This window comes from Chromobacterium sp. INPA-IVC (genome assembly GCF_059047085.1).
This window is the reverse complement of sequence record NZ_JBTNLS010000001.1, coordinates 381,572-398,431: the sequence shown is the minus strand read 5'-3', so window position 1 is coordinate 398,431 and position 16,860 is coordinate 381,572. Positions and strand designations below refer to the sequence as shown.

The window sequence follows — 16,860 nt, the reverse complement described above, 5'->3', positions numbered from 1 at the left end:
TCTTGATATCCTCGTTCTTTTTTTTCATAAGCGGAACGCTGTCTGCGCCCCGTCTGCCCAGCTATACTAGCCGCTTCCCGAACATCAGGACGCGGCGGCCTCCGTTTGCCGGGCGATGCGATTTGATGCATATTGCATCACGCATCGTAAAAACGGAACCGCAAACCGTTTACATCGTCACAGTTCCATCGCCAACCGCAAAAAGAGTCTGCACGTGCAAGCATACCTCCATTCCTTTTACCGATCGGCCTGGCTATGGCTGGCGTCCGTGATCGCCTGCCTTGGCCTCGCCCTGCCCGCCCACGCGGTCAACCAGGAAGACCTGCTCCCGCCGGAACAGGCCTTCGCCGCCCAGGTCAGCCGCAGCGGAGACCAGCTGCAACTGACGCTGGACGTCGCTCCCGGCTACTACCTGTACCGCGACCGCATCAGCATCAGCACCACGCCGGCCGACCTGGCCGGCAAGCCAACGCTGCCCGTAGCCCAGGAAAAGAACGATCCTTACTTCGGCAAGCAGCAGATTTACCACGGCAAGCAGCTGATCACCATCCCGCTGGCCGCCGGCGCGCCGGCGGATTTTCAGCTGAACGTCAAGCTGCAAGGCTGCGCGGAAGCTGGCGTCTGCTACCCGCCGTACACCCACAAGCTGAAGGTGGGCCAGGCGGGCGGCTCGAGCAACAAGCTCAGCGCCTGGACGGAGGTCGACCCGTCGGGAAAAGCGTCGGCCGGTAACAGCGAGTTGGCCGCCCAGGGTTGGCTGGCCACACTGGGCACCTTTCTGCTGGCGGGTCTGGGCATGGCGTTCACCGCCTGCATGTACCCGCTGCTGCCCATCGTTTCATCGCTGATTGCCGGCCAAGGCGCAACCCTCAGCCGCGGCCGCGGCTTCCTGCTGTCCCTGCTCTACGTGCAAGGCCTGGCGCTCACCTATACCGCGGTCGGCGTCGTCGCCGGCCTGACCGGCTCGCTGCTGACGGTATGGCTGCAGCAGCCGGCGGTGGTGCTGTCCGCCAGCGCGCTGATGGTGCTGTTCGCGCTGTCGATGTTCGACCTGTTCACCATCCAGCTGCCGAACGCGCTGCAATCCCGGCTGGCCGACACCTCCAACCGTCTGAGCGGCGGCAAGGCCGTCACCGTGTTCCTGATGGGCGCGCTGTCGGCCTTGATCATCGGCCCCTGCGTGGCCCCCCCGCTGGCGCTGGCGCTGGGCTATATCGGCAGCACCGGCGACGCGCTGCTCGGCGGCGCGGCCTTGTATGCGATGGCCATGGGCCTGGGCCTGCCGCTGATCGCCATCGGCACCTTCGGCGGCCAAGTGCTGCCGCGCGCCGGCAATTGGATGAAGGCGGTAAAGTCCGCGTTCGGCGTGGTGATGCTGGGTCTGGCCATCTGGCTGGCGTCCCCGTTCCTGCCCGCCGCGCTGGTGATGCTGCTATGGGCGGCGCTGCTGATCGGCGCAGCCGTCTTCCTTGGCGCTTTCGACAGCCTGTCCAACACAACCAAAGCCAGCGCGCGCCTGGGCAAGGCGCTTGGGCTGCTGCTGTTCCTGCTGGGCGGCGCCCAGCTGGTCGGCCTGCTGTCCGGCGCAGATAATCCGCGCTATCCGCTGAAGCTGATCGCCGCCAGCAGCGCCGAGGGCGCCGCGCAGCAGCACTTCCAGCCGATTGGATCCATCGCGGAGCTCGACGCCAAGCTGGCCGAGGCCAAGGCCGCCGGCAAGCCGCTGCTGCTGGATTTCTACGCGGACTGGTGCGTGGCCTGCAAGGAAATGGAGGCGGATGTCTTCCCGCAGCCGCAGGTGGCGGCGCAGATGCAGCGTTTTGTCTTGCTGCGCGCCGACGTCACCGCCAACAGCCCCGAGCACCAGGCGCTGCTCAAGCGCTTCGGCCTGTTCGGCCCGCCGGGCATCATCCTGTTCGATAGCCAGTCCCGCGAGAGCAACCGGGTAGTCGGCTACACCCCCGCCGACGCATTTGCCGGCGAGCTGGGCAAGGTGGCAAACTAGCGCCGTATCCGGCCGGCGCCATCATGCGCCGGCCGCCATTTCCGCCACCTAGAACGGATGCCTTCATGCCTCCCCTGCCCAACGCTTTTCCCAATGTCAGCATCCTAGGCGCGTTCCGCGTCGCCATATTGGCCTTGTTGGTGGTCGCCTGCCTGAAAGTGCTGCAACCCTTCCTCGGCGCGCTGACCTGGGCCGCCATCATCGCCATTTCCGCCTGGCCGCTGTACAGCCGGTTGAAGCTGCGGCTGCGCGGCCGCCACAAGCTGGCGGCGCTGCTGATCGTGCTGGCGTTGTCCGCGGCGCTGGCCATCCCCATCGGGCTGATGGCGCTGACGCTGGCCGACACGCTGCCGCACCTGGCCAATCTGGCGCACGATCTGACCAGTTTCCGGCTGCCCGACGCGCCGGCCTGGCTGGTGAACCTGCCCGTGGTCGGCGACAGCCTGCAAAAGTTGTGGCAAAGCACTCAGGCCGATCTGCCCGGCTTTTTCGAAAAGATCCGCCCCGCGATCAACCAGGCGGCGCTGTGGCTGCTGTCCGGCGGCGCCAATCTGGGCCTGAGCCTGCTGGAGATCGTGCTGGCGATAGCCGTCGCCGGCCTGTTGCTGATCAACGGCGACAAACTGTGGGACCTGGTGGAGCGCATCGTGGTCAAGCTGGGCGGCGAGACCGCCAGCGACCTGCCTGAGGTGATCGCCCGCACCATACGCAGCGTCACCACCGGCGTGGTCGGCACCGCGCTGGCGCAGACCATCTTGTGCGTGATCGGCCTGCTGATCGCCGGCGTGCCCGGCGCGCTGGTGTTGGGCTTCCTGTGCTTCATCGTCGCGGTGGCGCAGATGCCGACGCTGGTCGTCTGGCTGCCGGCCGCCGCCTGGGTGTTCTACACCGGCCACACCGGTCTGGGCGTGTTCCTGCTGATCTGGGGCTTCCTGCTGATCAACACCATAGACAACATCCTGAAGCCGCTGTTGATCAGCCAGGGCGCGCAGATGCCGCTGTCGGTTATTTTCCTCGGCGTGATCGGCGGCCTGATCGCCTGGGGGGTGATCGGCCTGTTCATCGGCCCCACCCTGCTGGCGGTGGGCCTGACCATGCTGCGCCACTGGCTGCAGCGCGAGGACAACGAGGAACTGGCCTGCGAGGGCGAGCAAGGCTGAGCCTCGCCTCCAATGAAAAACGGCGCGATATCCGAAACAGGATGTCGCGCCGTTTTCGTTTCCGCCAACCGCCGCTCAATAATCCGGACAGCTCACCACCCAGTCACAGTCCTCCACCGCCAGATGGCAGGCCAGACGCCACGGTTCCGCTTCGTCCCATTCCTCGCTCGCCGCCAGCTCGGCTCCGATCGCGCCGGCGCGCAGCAATACATTGCGCTCCTTGCGGCCAAGCCGCTGCGGCGAGGCCATGCCGGCGATCCTGACCTTGCAGGTGCCGCAGGTGCCCTGGCCGCAGCGCCAATGCAGCGGCACGTCCGCCAGGCGGGCGATGTCGAGCAGATTGTCTCCCGGCATCGCTTCCGATTCGTTCAGCAAGGCTCCGCTCTCACTGACGAAGCGTATCCGGCTCACGTCAGTTCCAGGTAGGCCAGCTCGTCGCCCGGCTTTACCTGCTGGCCCGGTTGCAGCCAGACCAGACCGTCGGCCCAGGCGCAGGACATCAGCACGCCGGAGCCCTGCTGCGGATACAGTTGCAACGTCCCGCCGACTTTGCGCACCCGCAGGAACTCGCTGCGGCGCATGTCCGGCTTGTCCCAGGCGAAAGCAGCGGGCAGCCGCTGCGCCTCCGGCGGCGGCACCTCCAGGCCCATGCGTTTCAACAGGAAGGGCTTGATCAGCGTTTGCAGCGTCACGTAGCCGGACACCGGGTTGCCCGGCAAGCCGATGAAATCGGCCTCGCCCAGCTTGCCGTAAGCCAGCGGCTTGCCCGGCTTGATCGCCACTTTCCACAGCGTCAGTTCGCCCTCGGCTTCCACCGCGGCCTTGACGTGGTCCTCCTCGCCGACCGACACGCCGCCGCAGGTGATCACCACGTCGGCCACCGCCGCCGCGTCGCGCAGCAACTGCCGGGTGGGCTCCAGCGCATCGCCGACATGGCCCAGGTCTATCACTTCGCAACCCAGCTGCTGCAAGGCCGGCAGCAGCCAGTAGCGGTTGGAATTGTAGATCTGCCCTTCGCCCAGCGGCTGGCCCGGCTCCACCAGCTCGTCGCCGGTGAAGAAGGCCGCCACTCGCAGCCGCGGCAGCACCGGCAGCCGCGCCAGGCCGATCGATGCCGCCAGGCCCAGGTCGGCGGCGGACAGCACGCGGCCGGCCTCCAGGATGCGCTGGCCGCAGGCGATGTCCTCGCCGCGGCGGCGGATGTTCTGCCCCAGGCCAGGCTCGGCGCTGAAGCTCACGCGGCCTTCCCCGTCCACCTCCGCCTGTTCCTGCATGATCACCGCGTCCGCTCCCGGCGGAATCGGCGCGCCGGTGAAGATGCGCGCCGCGGTGCCTGCCGCCAGAGGCTCCGGCACGCTGCCGGCGGGCACTCGCTGCGACACCGCCATCGCCGGCGCCAGATCGGCGCAGCGCAGCGCGTAGCCGTCCATCGCGCTGTTGTCGTGCGGCGGCACGTCCACGCCGGCCACCACCGGCTCGGCCAGCACGCGGCCCAGCGCTTGCATCAGCGGCAATTCGTGATGAGTGTTCAGCGGCTTGGCGCGCTCCAGCAGCCAATCCCGCGCCTGTTGATAGCTCAGCATGCGGTGTTCCAATCCTGTCTTGCGATGGGCCAGGCCCATCCGTCACAAGCCCCCATCATAGCACGCGCGCCCATGCAAAAAGCCCGCCGGCGTTGAGCGGGCGGGCTTGGAGCGAAGCGGAAAACGTATCAGCGCGACTTGACGAAGGGCACGCCGATCGCCCTCGGCGCCAGCGCGCGGCCGACAAAGCCGGCCAGCAGCAGCACGGTCAGCACGTAAGGAATGACCGCGATCGCTTGCGACGGAATCTGGCCCACCACCGGCAGCGCCACGCCTTCCAGACGAATCTGGATAGCGTCGGCGAAGGCGAACAGCAGGCAGCCGATCACCGCCGGCACCGGACGCCACTTGCCGAAGATCAGCGCGGCCAGCGCCAGGAAGCCCTTGCCCGCGGTCATCTCCTTGATGAAGCTGCCGGTCTGGTAGACGGACAGGTAAGTGCCGGCCATGCCGCACAGCATGCCGCCCCAGAACAGCGCGGTGTAGCGCACCTTGGCCACCGAGATGCCGGCGGTGTCGGCGGCGTGCGGGTTCTCGCCCACCGCGCGCAAGCGCAGGCCGAAGCGGGTCTTGTACAGCACCCAGGTCACCAGCGGAATGACGATGAACACAGTCAGATACACCAGGATGCTGTGGCCGGATATCAGCTTGCTGTACACCAGGCCCACTACCGGCACGTCGCGCAAGGCGTCGGCGAACGGCAGCGCGATCTCGTGGAAGCGGCCCTCGTCCGGCAGCTGCGGCGTGTTGCCGCCCTGCTGGAACCAGGCCAGCGCCAGCACCGGCGTGATGCCGGAAGCGATGGTGTTGATCGCCATGCCGGAGATCAGCTGATTGCCGTTGTAGGTGACGGAGACAAAGGCGTGCACCATGGCCAGCGACACGGCGGCCATCATGCCGGCCAACAGGCCGATCCACGGGTTATGGGTGACGTAGGCCGCGGCGGCGGAGGCGAAGGCCGCCGCCAGCATCTTGCCTTCCAGGCTGATGTCCACCACGCCGGAGCGCTCGGAGAACATGCCGGCCAAGGCGGCCAGCACCAGCGGGGTGGCCACGCGCACGGTGGAATCGAGGAGACTGAAGAACATTTCCATATTACTTGTCCTTGCGCTTGAACAGGCCGGCGATGAACGGCTCGAACAGGTTTTCCAGCGCGCCGCAGAACAGGATGATCAGGCCCTGGATGAACAGGATCATCTCGCGGGTGATCATCGGTTTTTCGAACGACAGGTCGGAGCCGCCCTGGGTCAGCGCGCCGAACAGCAGCGCGGACAGGACGATGCCCACCGGGTGGTTGCGGCCCATCAGCGCCACGGCGATGCCGACGAAGCCTACGCCGTTGGTGAACAGCACGTTCATCCGGTGCGAGGAGCCCAAGAGGTCGTTGACCGAGGCCAGGCCCACCAGCGCGCCGGACACGCACATCGCCACGATGATGGTGCGGCTGACGCTCATGCCGGCGTAGCCGGCGGCGTGCTCGTTGGTGCCGACGGTGCGCAGCGTGAAGCCCCAGCGGCTATGCCAGACGATCAGGTAGAACAGGCCGGCGGCCAAGAGCGCGAAGACGAAGGACAGGTTCAGCGGCGAATTCGGCAGGGAGGAGAACAGCTCGTGCACCTGCGGAATCCAGCCGTTTTCGGCGAACAGGCGGGTGGTGGGGTTCTGCGAGCCGGCTTCGATCAGCTGGTGGCTGATCAGGTACAACATCAACGAGTAGGCGATGAAGTTGAACATGATCGTGGTCACCACGATGTGGCTGCCGCGCTTGGCCTGCAGATAGGCCGGGATGTAGGCCCAGGCCGCTCCGAAGCCCATCGCCGCCAGCATGGCCAGCGGAATCAGCACATAGGGCGGCAGCGTGTGGTCGAAGCCCAGCATCACCAGCGTCACGCCCAGGCCGGCCAGATAGGCCTGGCCTTCGCCGCCGATGTTGAACAGGCCGGCGTGGAAGGCGGTGGCCACCGACAGGCCGGCGAAGATGAAGCTGGTGGTGTAGAACAGCGTGTAGCCTATGCCCTCACCGTAGCCGAAGGCGCCGTGAATCAGCAGTTGCAGGCATTCCCAGGGGTTCTCGCCAATCATCCAGGTGACGAGGCCCGTCACCAGCAAGGCGGCCAGCAGATTGAGCGCCGGCAGGATGGTCAGCTGCGCCCAACGCGGCAGAGTGGATGGTTGTCCGAATTTCAATGCTTGTGCCCCCCCATGAGCAAGCCGAGGGAAATGGTGTCGGCGTCCTTGGCCGCCACTTCGCCAGTGATCTGGCCGCCGGCCATCACCAGGATGCGGTCGGACAAGGCCAGGATTTCTTCAAGTTCCACCGAGACCAGCAAGATGGCCTTGCCTTCGTCGCGCAGCTCGATCAGCCGCTTGTGGATGAATTCGATCGCGCCGATATCGACGCCGCGCGTCGGCTGGCCGATCAACAGCAGGTCCGGATTGGCGTGGATTTCCCGCGCCAGCACCACTTTCTGCTGATTGCCGCCGGAGAGCAGGCCCACGCGCAGCAGCGGATTGCCCGGACGGATGTCGAACTGGGCGATGAAATCGCGGGTGCGCTCCACCAGCTTCTTGCGGGAGTACAGCGGGCCGCTGTTCAGCGTCTTGTCGTCGTGATAGCCGAGGATGGCGTTCTCGTAGGTGGAGAAAGCCTTGACCAGGCCCTCGCGCGAGCGGTCTTCCGGGATGTGGCCGATGCCGCGCTGGCGGTAGACGGCGGCGCGCGGCTTGCGGCGGCACGACAGCTTCAGCAGATCCTCGCCTTTGTAGACCACAGCGCCGGCGCTGGGGTCGCGCATGCCGGCCAGCACTTCCAGCAACTCGGACTGGCCGTTGCCGGACACGCCGGCCACGCCGACGATCTCGCCTGCCCGCACCTGGAAGTTCAGACTATCCAGCAGCTTGACCTGGCGCTCGTCGATCAGGCTCAGGCCCTTGACGTCCAGCACGGCCGCGCCGGCCTGGCAGTCGGACTTGTCCACCTTCAGCGACACTTTGCGGCCCACCATCAGATCGGCCAGCTTTTCCTTGTCCACGTCGCAGGTGCGCACGTTGTCCACCACGGTGCCGGCGCGCATCACGCTGACGTTGTCGGTGATGTCCATCATTTCGCGCAGCTTGTGGGTGATCAGGATCACCGTCTTGCCCTGCGCCTTCAGCGAACGCAGGATGTGGAACAGGTGGTCGGCTTCCTGCGGGGTCAGCACCGCGGTCGGCTCGTCCAGGATCAGCACGTCGGCGCCGCGGTACAGCGCCTTCAGGATTTCCACCCGCTGCTGCAGGCCGACGCCCAGGTCGCCGACCAGCGCGTCAGGATCCACTTCCAGCGAGTAGTTCTTGTTCAGTTCTTTCAGATGCTCGCGGGCCTCGTCCATGCCGCCCTTGAGCAGCCGGCCGCCTTCGGCGCCCAGCACGATGTTTTCCAGCACAGTGAAGGTTTCCACCAGCATGAAGTGCTGATGGACCATGCCGATTCCCAGTCGGATGGCTTCCTGGCTGTTGCGGATGCGGACATCCTTGCCGTTCACGCGGATAGTGCCGCTGTCGGCGTGGTAATAGCCGTACAGAATGCTCATCAACGTGGACTTGCCGGCGCCGTTCTCGCCGATGATGCCGTGGATGCTTCCCTTCGGCACGCTCATCGTCACGTCGCGATTGGCCTTGACGGCACCAAAGCTCTTGTTGATGCCTGTCAGTTCAATGGCAAACTCGGTCATGCTTGATATGTTCCCGATTCTTCGATTCTTGTTTCCCCGGCGGCACGAACAAACAGCCGCGATGATGAATCACCGCGGCTGCGCCCCGCTTTCGGGGAAGTCGCTGCCTTCGTTATTGCGCCGGGCAGCTGTTGTTGGCGCGGTAATCCACCACCTTGATCTTGCCGCTGATGATCTCGGCCTTGGCGGCGGCGATCTTCTTTTCCATGTCCGGCGTGATCTGCGGACGGTTGTTCTTGTCCAGCGCCCAATCCACGGCTTGCTCCTTCAGGCCCAGCACTTTCACGCCGGACTTCCAGGAGCCGTCCTTGGCTTCCTTGAAGGTGTTGTAGACGGCGACGTCCACTTTTTTAACCATGGAAGTCAGCACCGAGCCCGGGAACAGGTAGTTCTGGTTGCTATCGACGCCGATGGAGAACTTGCCGGCGTTCTTGGCGGCCTGCAGCACGCCCATGCCGGTGCCGCCGGCGGCGACGAAGATCACGTCCGCGCCGCGGTCGAACTGGCTCTTGGCCAGCTCGGTGCCACGCGCCGGGTCATTGAAGGCCTGCGGAGTGGTGCCGGTCATGTTCTGCAGCACGGTCACGTTCTTGTTGGCGTACTTGGCGCCTTGCGCATAGCCGCAGCCGAAGGCGCGGATCATCGGAATGTCCATGCCGCCGATGTAGCCCACCTTGCCGGTCTTGGATTTCAGCGCGGCGGCCATGCCCACCAGGAAGGAGCCTTCCTGTTCCTTGAACACGATGCTCTGCACGTTCGGGCCCTTGGCCACGGCATCGATCAGCGCGAACTTGACCTTGGGGAATTCCTTGGCCACGGTTTCCACGGCCTGGGAGAAGTTGAAGCCGACGGCGACCACGATGTCGGTGTCGCGGCTGGCCATCTTGCGCAGCAGCTGTTCTTTCTGCGCGTCGGAGGAAATCTGGCCTTCGCGGTAGTTGACCTTGAAGTCCTTCTTGAAACGTTCCGCGCCGTTGTAGGCGGCTTCGCTGAAGCTCTTGTCGAACTTGCCGGCCGAATCGTAGATCACGGCGGGAGTGAAGTCTTTGGCGCACGCGGCAGCGGACAGAACTGCGGCGGCGACAGCGAAGCTGATACGTTTCAGTTGGATGGTCATCTCTATAACTCTTGGATTGAGTTGGTCAACGCGCCAGGCTCCATGCAGGCGCGGCGATTGCAACAGCGCGGACTATGAATGGTGACAACAAAAGTTGCGGTTGGCATGTAACCTGCCGACTACAGCTCCAGTTGTGCCGAAGCGGCCTGGACCGCCTCCTGCGCAATGCAAAAACCGGCTGCAGACACCACTTTGTCGTTCTTCTGAGCGCGGCGAATTGTAATGAGCGTTAACCTGGCTGTAAACAATTTCCTCTCGACTTTGAAATACCATGTCGCAAACATTTCTTCACCTAAAAATATTGACTCGCCCACAAACCGCGCCAGGCCTGGGTTACGCAAACAGCATGCCGCACTTGTCATGACTGTCTTTAATTGAATTGATCAAACACAAAACTTAACGGCTATATCCAAAGCAGCGTGCAAGCCCTACAATTCCGCCCTGCTCAAAACCTTTGTATCCATGCTGCAAATACTGTATCGGGACGATCAACTGATCGCCATCCAGAAGCCCGCCGGCCTGCTGGTGCACCGCACCGTGCTTGACCGCAACGAAACCCGCTTCGCCATCCAGCTGCTGCGCGACCAGATAGGCCAACGCGTCTACCCGGTGCACCGGCTGGACAAAGGCACCTCGGGCGTGCTGCTGTTCGCGCTGGACAAAGACGCCAGCCGCGAGATGAGCTGGCAGTTCGAACGCCAGCAAGTAGCCAAGCGCTACCTGGCCGTGGTGCGCGGCCACGCCGACGACGCCGGCCTTATCGACCACCCGCTCAGCCGCCGCCCGGACGACCTGGAATGGATAGGCGAAAAGGTGGAAACCGCGCCGCAGCCGGCCCAGACCGATTACCGCACGCTGGCCCGGATCGAGCTGCCGATAGCTGTGGAACGCTACCCCACCAGCCGCTACAGCCTGGTGGAGCTGGCGCCGCTGACTGGCCGCCGCCATCAACTGCGCCGCCATCTGAAGCACATCGCCCACCCCATCATCGGCGACTCCACCCATGGCAAGGGCCGCCACAACCGGATGTTCGCCGAACAACTGGACTGCGCGCGCATGCTGCTGGCCTGCGTGGAAATGCGGCTGACCCACCCCGTCACCGGCCAACCGCTGCGGCTGGACTGCCCGCTGGAAGAGAACTTCTCCGCGCTGCTGACTCGCCTGGGCTGGGCCGACGCCGCGCGCGCCGCCGGCATAGAACTAACCATCTGAAAGAAAACAATAATGCTCAGCTACCGCCACGCCTTCCACGCCGGCAACCACGCCGACGTGCTCAAGCATCTGATCGAGATCGAGCTGCTGAATTACCTGGGCCAAAAGGACAAGCCCTACTGGTATATCGACACCCACGCCGGCGCCGGCGCCTATTCGCTGACCGAGGGTTACGCCACCAAGAACGCCGAGTTCGAAACCGGCATCGCCCGCCTGTGGCAGCGCGACGATCTGCCCGAAGCCGTGCGCAACTACGTGGACGTGGTCAAACGGATGAATCCGGACGGCGAGCTGAAGTTCTACCCCGGCTCGCCGTGGTGCGCGGCCGATGTGATGCCGGAAAGCGACAAGCTGCGCCTGTTCGAATTGCATCCCAGCGACGCCCAGATCCTGCAGGAGAACTTTTCCGGCAGCGGCCGCCGGGTGCAGATCCAGCAGGCCAACGGCTTCGACGGCATCAAGGCCGTGCTGCCGCCGCCGCCGCGCCGCGCGCTGGTGCTGATCGATCCGCCTTACGAAGACAAACGCGACTACCACAACGTCGTCACCGGCTTGAAAGAAGGCCTGAAACGCTTCGCCACCGGCGTTTACGCGGTGTGGTACCCCTGCCTGCAGCGCGCGGAAATGAAAGAGATGATTCCCGAGCTGAAGAAGCTGCCGGCCAAGAGCTGGTTGCGGGCGGAACTGCACGTGCAAGGCCCGTCGGCGGACGGTTTCGGCATGCACGGCAGCGGCATGTTCATCCTCAACGCGCCGTGGACGCTGCCCCAAACCCTGAACGAAACGCTGCCCTATCTGGTACAGCACCTGGGCCTGGACGCCAAGGCCAGCTTCATTCTGGAAACCGGCGGCGATCTGTAAAGCTTTCCACCGTGCCGCGACAAGCGCCCTCCCCGGGCGCTTTTTTTACGTCCGCCGCCCGGCGCATGCCTGGCTGCATCTCCCTGTGCAAATTACTCCACGTAAAGTATCTTTATTTGAAATAAAACTACATGACAAGCGACTTCTCAAATGCATAATGCTGATTGCATTTCAATGAAAGCCGCTGCCATGATGTTCTTCGAAAGCGACGGAATCGTTTGTTCGCCGATTGCGCCTCGGCATGGAAAACCCCGCCGCCGCCCAAACCGCCGGCTCGAGCCCCGGCAACGCTACGTCCACCAACAGGAGCCGTCATGAGCAGATTGCCGTTCAACCAGGGCCAGCCGGCCTTCATCCCGCTCAGCACCTTCCAACGCTATCCGGAAGCGGAGATGGTGGAGCGCTCCCGCGCCTTCTACGCCGACATCCGCCGCCGCAAAACCGTGCGCGAATTCACCAGCCAACCGGTCCCGCGCGAAGTGATCGAGAACGCGCTGCGCGCCGCCGGCACCGCTCCGTCCGGCGCCAACCACCAGCCTTGGCATTTCGCCGTGGTCAGCGATCCGGAACTGAAGCGCAAGATACGGGAAGGCGCGGAAACCGAGGAGCGCGAATTCTATACACACCGCGCGCCTCAGGAATGGAAGGACGCGCTGGCCCCGCTGGGCACGGATTCCGACAAGCCTTTCCTGGAAACCGCGCCTTACCTGATCGCCATCTTCGGCCAGAAAAAGACCGTGCTGGACGACGGCGGCGAGATCAAGAACTACTACGTGCCGGAGTCGGTATCGATCGCCGCCGGTTTCCTGATCGCCGCGCTCCACCATGCCGGACTCGCCACCCTCACCCATACGCCCAGCCCGATGAATTTCCTCAATCAGCTGCTGAACCGCCCCTCCCACGAGAAGCCCTACATCCTGCTGGTGGTCGGCTATCCGGCAGACGATTGCATGGTGCCCAATATCGGCAAGAAGCCTTTGGACGAGATCGCCAGTTTCTTTTGATGGCACATGGACAAAAATTCGACTGACGGCCGCCCGCAGCGCCTCCAGTCGGCCAAATGCGGTCCCTATCGCTCTGCAGCAAACGCCGATTGCAGGAAGCTTGCGACCAGCGCTGGCGACTGTTCGCGCCCGACAGGGTCTCCGCCTATGGTGACGCCCCTGCTCAGACAGGCCTGCGCGGCGATCTTCGCCTCGCCTCCAGACACGATGCCAGCGCCGCTGGCCATGGTGAACCGTCCCGAGTCCAGATCGTATTCGCCATGGCACAGCCTGGCGCTGGTCGCGCTCGGAACAGTTCGAAGGGGCGTGAATCGGTCGAAGGCATGATAGGCGTCGGGATAGACCCGCACCGTCACCCGCGCGCCCTTGGCTTTCAAATCATCGGCATAAGCCATGCAAGGCGCGGCGGGCGTGTAGTCGTCCTTGCTGCCTAGCAGCATCAGGACGGGCGCTCCATCCAGATGATCCGACGCATAGTGGATGCCGCAGCTGGGGTAGAACGCGACATGCGCGGCGAAGCGCAGATCGTCATCGATGACGCCCTTTCGGAAGGGCTCCAACGACGAATAGAGCGCGGCGACGCCGCCGCGCGAAAACCCCATCACCGCGATCCGTCTGGGGTCGATCGCCGGATGCGTCGCCAGCAGCCGCAAGGCCGAGTAGGCGTCCGCGATATCCACCGCCATCGACAGCCGCGTCTGGTCTTTCTCGGTCTCCGCGATATTGCGCCCGGAGAAACTGTCGACCACGAAGCTGGCGTATCCCAGCGCGTTCATCCGCTTGGCCCACATCCACTCTCCCGGATTGATGCCGAGGCTGCCGTGGAGGATCACGACGGCGGGAACCGGGCCTTGCGCCTGTTGCGGCAAGGACAGCATGCCCGTCACCACCGCCTTCTCCGCAGGCGCGCGCTTCACGAAGTCCATGATCTGCCGCGGCGTGACGGATTCGAACGCTAAGGCGCCGGCGCGGCCGTCGGCCAGGCTAGAAACCGGCGCGGCGCTTACCGTGATGGCGGAAGCGCGGGCATCGCCGCTCCCCGCGAAGCAGGCGATCAATCCAATGAGAAAAACACGACCCAAGATGGCTGGCACTGCCGCCCCCCCCTTGTTCCGTAAACCCCGAATTGAAAAACACGCGTTGACCGCAAGATGCGGCGCGCCAAGCGTCAAATTTGCCGAATCATATTGCGATCTTTCCGTTGCGGATGGGCTGCGCTGAAGCAAAGATTCGTCAACAAACGTGAAGCGCAAGACAAAGGACACGCCTGCCCGCCGCCTTGCAGGGCCTCACAAGCCGGACGCGCCATGGTATGCTGCGCGCCCCGGCACCCGTTCCATACTTCTCGCATGGCCAAACTGTTTTTCCGATACGCCGCGATGAACAGCGGCAAAAGCACGCAGCTGCTGCAAATCGCCAACAACTACGAATCGATGGACAAAAAAGTGGCGCTGTACACCAGCGCCATCGACGACCGCTACGGCGTGGGCATGATCACCTCGCGGCTGAACATCCAGCGGGAATCCAATACCTTCGACGCCGGTTTCGACTTTCTGGCCCACGATTACGGCGACACCGCCTGCGTCCTGGTGGACGAAGCCCAGTTCATGACGCCTGAACAGGCGCAGCAGCTGCACCGGCTGGCCCACAACCGCAATATCCCGGTGATCTGCTTCGGCTTGCGCACCGACTTCCAGGGCCATCCCTTCCCCGGCTCCGCCTGGCTGCTGTCGCTGGCCGACGATGTGGAAGAGATCAAGACCATCTGCCATTGCGGCCGCAAGGCGACGATGCATATCCGCATCGATGGCGCGGGCCAACGGGTGAAGGAAGGCCCGCAAGTGGAAATCGGCGGCGAGGCGCGTTACCGCGCCGTGTGCGGCCGCTGCTTCCACAAGGACTGAGCCCTCGCGGCGCTCATCCTCCTCGGGCCGGCCAAGACCGGCCCGTTTTCATTCCGTCCGCACATAGGCCCGCAAGCGGTGGCCATCCGGGTCCAGCGCCGTGAAGGTGCGGCCAAAGTCCATGTCCGTGATGGGTTGCAGAATGCGCAGCCCTTGAGCCCGCCAATCAGCGAGGCAAGCATCCAGCGCGGCGAAGCCCTCTATCCGCACGACCACCTCCCCGCCTCCGCCCATCATCTCGGCGGCAGGCTCCGCAGTGTGGCGCGACCACAAGCCCAGCCTCATGCCGGACGCGAACTTGAACATCACAAAGGTGGGCGACGACTGGATAGGCTGCAGATCAAACAGCCGCGAATAGAAGTCCGCGCTGCGGGTCGGCTGATCCACGTACAAAATCACGAAGTCAGGGTGTTGCATGACGATTCTCCTGGTTGGCGCCGATTAGTTTCGGCATGTAGTCATGCTAACCCGCAATACTGTCAGTTTTTGTCAGTAGTGAGCACTCCGCAATTATGACAATATGATCATCACGACTGCAAAAAACAGTCAACTTGCAGACTACTCATTCCCCAATCGTTATATCTCCACGCCAAGCCTGCATGGCTTGGCACAGGATGAATAGCAGCCATCCACCGAAACCGCTCAAGGAAACTGCTGGCCTGCGACTGAAGCTTCCATTGCCATGCATGCCGATTACGAAAATGCATCCGCAATCCATATCCACCGCGGCCATGAAAATGATTTGCCCCTCACCACGGAAGGCAAAATACATGTTGTTCACTGAAATGCCGGCATTGGACCACCCTGATGCCATCCTGCGCCCGCTGTATCCGGACGATATCCTGGCTTGGTACGACTACCTGACCCTGCCGCAGGTGTTCGAGCACACCAGCTGGAACGTGCAGGCCCAATCCGAGCTGGAGCACTATGCCTGGCAGCCAGAGCAGTTCACCGAGGTCAGCGCGCTGCGCTTCGCCATCGCCGGCCGCGACAGCGACCGTCTGCTTGGGACCATAGGCTTTCATACCGTTTCCTCGGTCAATGCCAGCGCGGAAATGGCGTATGATCTGTCTCCCTCCGCCTGGGGCCGCGGCATCGCCACGGCTGCTTGCGCCAGCCTGCTGGAGTGGGGACACGGCCATATCGGCCTGGCCCGCATCCAGGCGACGGTGCTGCCGGAAAACACGCGCTCCATCTGTGTGCTGGAGCGCGTCGGCTTTCAGCGAGAAGGCTTGTTGCGCAGCTACCGCAAGGTGCGCGGCCCCTCGCGGGACTTCTGGATGTACAGCCATATCGGATAGGGAGAAACGATGATCCAACTCGCCCGGCAAGACCAGGACATAGCGCGCTGCTTCGCCGTGATGCGGCAATTGCGGCCGCATCTGCAAGCCGAAGCTTTCGTCGCGACGGTGCGCGCTCAAATGGCCGAAGGCTATCAGCTGGCCTACCTGCGGGACGGCGTCGCCGTCGCCTGCGTGGCGGGTTTCCGCATCCAGCGCACGCTGGTCGCCGGCAGAAGCCTGTATGTGGATGATCTGGCCACCGACGAAGCCTCGCGTTCTCGCGGCCACGGCGCGGCCATGATGGATTGGCTGCGCCAGCTGGCCGTGGCCGAAGGCTGCGGCGAAATCCACCTGGACTCCGGCGTGCAGCGCCACCGCGCCCACCGTTTCTATCTGAACCGTAATATGGACATCGTCGCCCATCACTTCTCTGAATTGCTCAAACATGACTGAAACGGTGACCATCATCGCGCATCAAGCCCGCTGGGCGGACGAGTTCGAAGCCGTCGCGGCGCGGCTGGGTGGCGCGATGGGAAGCCTGGCCCTGCGCATCGACCACATCGGCTCCACCTCGGTGCCCGGTTTGGCGGCAAAGGATGTGATCGACGTTCAGATCACGGTAGCGGAACTGGACGAAAACGTGTCCCAAAGCCTGAGCGACGCCGGCTTCGCCCTTAAGCCATTCAACCGCGACCACTTGCCGCCCGGATTCGAGGATGTCGGTGAGCAATGGCGCAAGTTCTTCTTCCGCGAGCAGGAGGGCGAACGCCGCGCCCACATCCATGTGCGGCGGGTGGGCGCGGCCAATCAGCGCTACGCTCTGCTGTTTCGCGACTATCTGCGCGCCCATCCGGCAAGCGCCGCGGCTTACGGCGAGCTGAAACGGCGCTTGGCGGCAGGCCTGGCCGATCCGGACAGCTACCCGGACGTGAAGGACCCCGCGGTGGACCTGATCTATCTCGCGGCCGAGCAATGGGCGGCTCAGACCGGCTGGCAGCCTGTCGCGTAGCCTGAAAAT

The 16,860-nt window shown here is 64.0% G+C and carries 17 protein-coding genes; 9 read left to right on the top strand and 8 right to left on the bottom strand.

Translation table 11 applies throughout. The features are described from left to right. Positions 1 to 214: 214 nt before the first annotated feature. Positions 215 to 2,005, top strand: a complete 1,791-nt coding sequence (locus tag ACX17K_RS01605; RefSeq protein ID WP_493773405.1) for a protein-disulfide reductase DsbD — start codon at positions 215 to 217, stop codon at positions 2,003 to 2,005. A gap of 65 nt (positions 2,006 to 2,070) precedes the next feature. Next, positions 2,071 to 3,165, top strand: a complete 1,095-nt coding sequence (locus tag ACX17K_RS01600; protein ID WP_493773404.1) for an AI-2E family transporter — start codon at positions 2,071 to 2,073, stop codon at positions 3,163 to 3,165. 75 nt (positions 3,166 to 3,240) lie between these two features. Here ACX17K_RS01600 and ACX17K_RS01595 read toward each other — a convergent pair whose 3' ends face one another. The 6 genes from ACX17K_RS01595 to ACX17K_RS01570 all read right to left on the bottom strand — a co-directional run bounded on the left by ACX17K_RS01595 (position 3,241) and on the right by ACX17K_RS01570 (position 9,578). Further along, entirely contained in the window at positions 3,241 to 3,576 is a 336-nt protein-coding gene (locus ACX17K_RS01595) for a 2Fe-2S iron-sulfur cluster-binding protein (protein ID WP_493773403.1), read from the bottom strand. Continuing rightward, on the bottom strand, positions 3,573 to 4,748 hold the full coding sequence (locus tag ACX17K_RS01590) for a molybdopterin molybdotransferase MoeA (protein ID WP_493773402.1): 1,176 nt from the start codon (positions 4,746 to 4,748) through the stop codon (positions 3,573 to 3,575). The genes ACX17K_RS01595 and ACX17K_RS01590 overlap by 4 nt, the downstream gene beginning before the upstream one ends. Positions 4,749 to 4,876: 128 nt before the next feature. Beyond that, positions 4,877 to 5,842: an ABC transporter permease gene (locus tag ACX17K_RS01585; protein ID WP_493773401.1), complete on the bottom strand. Its 966-nt coding sequence runs from the start codon at positions 5,840 to 5,842 to the stop codon at positions 4,877 to 4,879. A 1-nt stretch (position 5,843) separates the two neighbouring features. Then, the gene (locus tag ACX17K_RS01580) at positions 5,844 to 6,935 is read right to left on the bottom strand and encodes an ABC transporter permease (protein WP_231155192.1); all 1,092 of its coding nucleotides are present in this window, start codon (positions 6,933 to 6,935) and stop codon (positions 5,844 to 5,846) included. Next, positions 6,932 to 8,461 (bottom strand): ABC transporter ATP-binding protein, encoded by a 1,530-nt coding sequence (locus ACX17K_RS01575; protein WP_493773400.1) that lies wholly within the window; start codon positions 8,459 to 8,461, stop codon positions 6,932 to 6,934. The genes ACX17K_RS01580 and ACX17K_RS01575 overlap by 4 nt, the downstream gene beginning before the upstream one ends. 112 nt (positions 8,462 to 8,573) lie before the next feature. Further along, positions 8,574 to 9,578, bottom strand: a complete 1,005-nt coding sequence (locus tag ACX17K_RS01570) for a BMP family lipoprotein (RefSeq protein WP_021476813.1) — start codon at positions 9,576 to 9,578, stop codon at positions 8,574 to 8,576. A gap of 462 nt (positions 9,579 to 10,040) precedes the next feature. Between ACX17K_RS01570 and ACX17K_RS01565 the strand changes: the two genes are divergently transcribed. The 3 genes from ACX17K_RS01565 to ACX17K_RS01555 all read left to right on the top strand — a co-directional run bounded on the left by ACX17K_RS01565 (position 10,041) and on the right by ACX17K_RS01555 (position 12,655). Beyond that, positions 10,041 to 10,790: a tRNA pseudouridine(65) synthase TruC gene (locus tag ACX17K_RS01565; protein WP_493773399.1), complete on the top strand. Its 750-nt coding sequence runs from the start codon at positions 10,041 to 10,043 to the stop codon at positions 10,788 to 10,790. A gap of 12 nt (positions 10,791 to 10,802) precedes the next feature. After that, complete coding sequence (locus tag ACX17K_RS01560) at positions 10,803 to 11,651, top strand: 23S rRNA (adenine(2030)-N(6))-methyltransferase RlmJ (protein ID WP_493773398.1); 849 nt, start codon at positions 10,803 to 10,805, stop codon at positions 11,649 to 11,651. Positions 11,652 to 11,965: 314 nt separating this feature from the next. Further along, a complete protein-coding gene (locus ACX17K_RS01555) occupies positions 11,966 to 12,655 on the top strand; it encodes a nitroreductase family protein (RefSeq protein ID WP_493773397.1) in 690 nt (229 codons plus the stop codon). Between the two features lie 65 nt (positions 12,656 to 12,720). Here ACX17K_RS01555 and ACX17K_RS01550 read toward each other — a convergent pair whose 3' ends face one another. Then, a complete protein-coding gene (locus ACX17K_RS01550; RefSeq protein WP_493773396.1) occupies positions 12,721 to 13,920 on the bottom strand; it encodes a dienelactone hydrolase family protein in 1,200 nt (399 codons plus the stop codon). Between the two features lie 42 nt (positions 13,921 to 13,962). On the opposite strand from ACX17K_RS01550, the gene ACX17K_RS01545 reads away from it, so the two are divergent. Beyond that, on the top strand, positions 13,963 to 14,559 hold the full coding sequence (locus ACX17K_RS01545; protein WP_493773395.1) for a thymidine kinase: 597 nt from the start codon (positions 13,963 to 13,965) through the stop codon (positions 14,557 to 14,559). A 48-nt stretch (positions 14,560 to 14,607) separates the two neighbouring features. Here ACX17K_RS01545 and ACX17K_RS01540 read toward each other — a convergent pair whose 3' ends face one another. Beyond that, complete coding sequence (locus ACX17K_RS01540) at positions 14,608 to 14,976, bottom strand: VOC family protein (protein WP_493773394.1); 369 nt, start codon at positions 14,974 to 14,976, stop codon at positions 14,608 to 14,610. A 353-nt stretch (positions 14,977 to 15,329) separates the two neighbouring features. On the opposite strand from ACX17K_RS01540, the gene ACX17K_RS01535 reads away from it, so the two are divergent. The 3 genes from ACX17K_RS01535 to ACX17K_RS01525 are packed head-to-tail and all read left to right on the top strand — an operon-like array spanning position 15,330 to position 16,851. Then, a complete protein-coding gene (locus tag ACX17K_RS01535) occupies positions 15,330 to 15,860 on the top strand; it encodes a GNAT family N-acetyltransferase (RefSeq protein WP_493773393.1) in 531 nt (176 codons plus the stop codon). Positions 15,861 to 15,869: 9 nt separating this feature from the next. Then, on the top strand, positions 15,870 to 16,295 hold the full coding sequence (locus ACX17K_RS01530) for a GNAT family N-acetyltransferase (RefSeq protein ID WP_493773392.1): 426 nt from the start codon (positions 15,870 to 15,872) through the stop codon (positions 16,293 to 16,295). Next, positions 16,288 to 16,851: a GrpB family protein gene (locus ACX17K_RS01525; RefSeq protein WP_493773391.1), complete on the top strand. Its 564-nt coding sequence runs from the start codon at positions 16,288 to 16,290 to the stop codon at positions 16,849 to 16,851. The genes ACX17K_RS01530 and ACX17K_RS01525 overlap by 8 nt, the downstream gene beginning before the upstream one ends. Positions 16,852 to 16,860 lie beyond the last annotated feature (9 nt).

Excerpts from the sequence above, each read along its gene's own strand:
- ACX17K_RS01600 (WP_493773404.1), top strand. The coding sequence starts at position 2,071 with ATGCCTCCCCTGCCCAACGCTTTTCCCAATGTCAGCATCCTAGGCGCG.
- ACX17K_RS01590 (WP_493773402.1), bottom strand. The coding sequence starts at position 4,748 with ATGCTGAGCTATCAACAGGCGCGGGATTGGCTGCTGGAGCGCGCCAAG.
- ACX17K_RS01585 (WP_493773401.1), bottom strand. The coding sequence starts at position 5,842 with ATGGAAATGTTCTTCAGTCTCCTCGATTCCACCGTGCGCGTGGCCACC.
- ACX17K_RS01575 (WP_493773400.1), bottom strand. The coding sequence starts at position 8,461 with ATGACCGAGTTTGCCATTGAACTGACAGGCATCAACAAGAGCTTTGGT.
- ACX17K_RS01570 (WP_021476813.1), bottom strand. The coding sequence starts at position 9,578 with ATGACCATCCAACTGAAACGTATCAGCTTCGCTGTCGCCGCCGCAGTT.
- ACX17K_RS01565 (WP_493773399.1), top strand. The coding sequence starts at position 10,041 with ATGCTGCAAATACTGTATCGGGACGATCAACTGATCGCCATCCAGAAG.
- ACX17K_RS01560 (WP_493773398.1), top strand. The coding sequence starts at position 10,803 with ATGCTCAGCTACCGCCACGCCTTCCACGCCGGCAACCACGCCGACGTG.
- ACX17K_RS01555 (WP_493773397.1), top strand. The coding sequence starts at position 11,966 with ATGAGCAGATTGCCGTTCAACCAGGGCCAGCCGGCCTTCATCCCGCTC.
- ACX17K_RS01545 (WP_493773395.1), top strand. The coding sequence starts at position 13,963 with ATGGTATGCTGCGCGCCCCGGCACCCGTTCCATACTTCTCGCATGGCC.
- ACX17K_RS01540 (WP_493773394.1), bottom strand. The coding sequence starts at position 14,976 with ATGCAACACCCTGACTTCGTGATTTTGTACGTGGATCAGCCGACCCGC.
- ACX17K_RS01535 (WP_493773393.1), top strand. The coding sequence starts at position 15,330 with ATGTTGTTCACTGAAATGCCGGCATTGGACCACCCTGATGCCATCCTG.
- ACX17K_RS01530 (WP_493773392.1), top strand. The coding sequence starts at position 15,870 with ATGATCCAACTCGCCCGGCAAGACCAGGACATAGCGCGCTGCTTCGCC.
- ACX17K_RS01525 (WP_493773391.1), top strand. The coding sequence starts at position 16,288 with ATGACTGAAACGGTGACCATCATCGCGCATCAAGCCCGCTGGGCGGAC.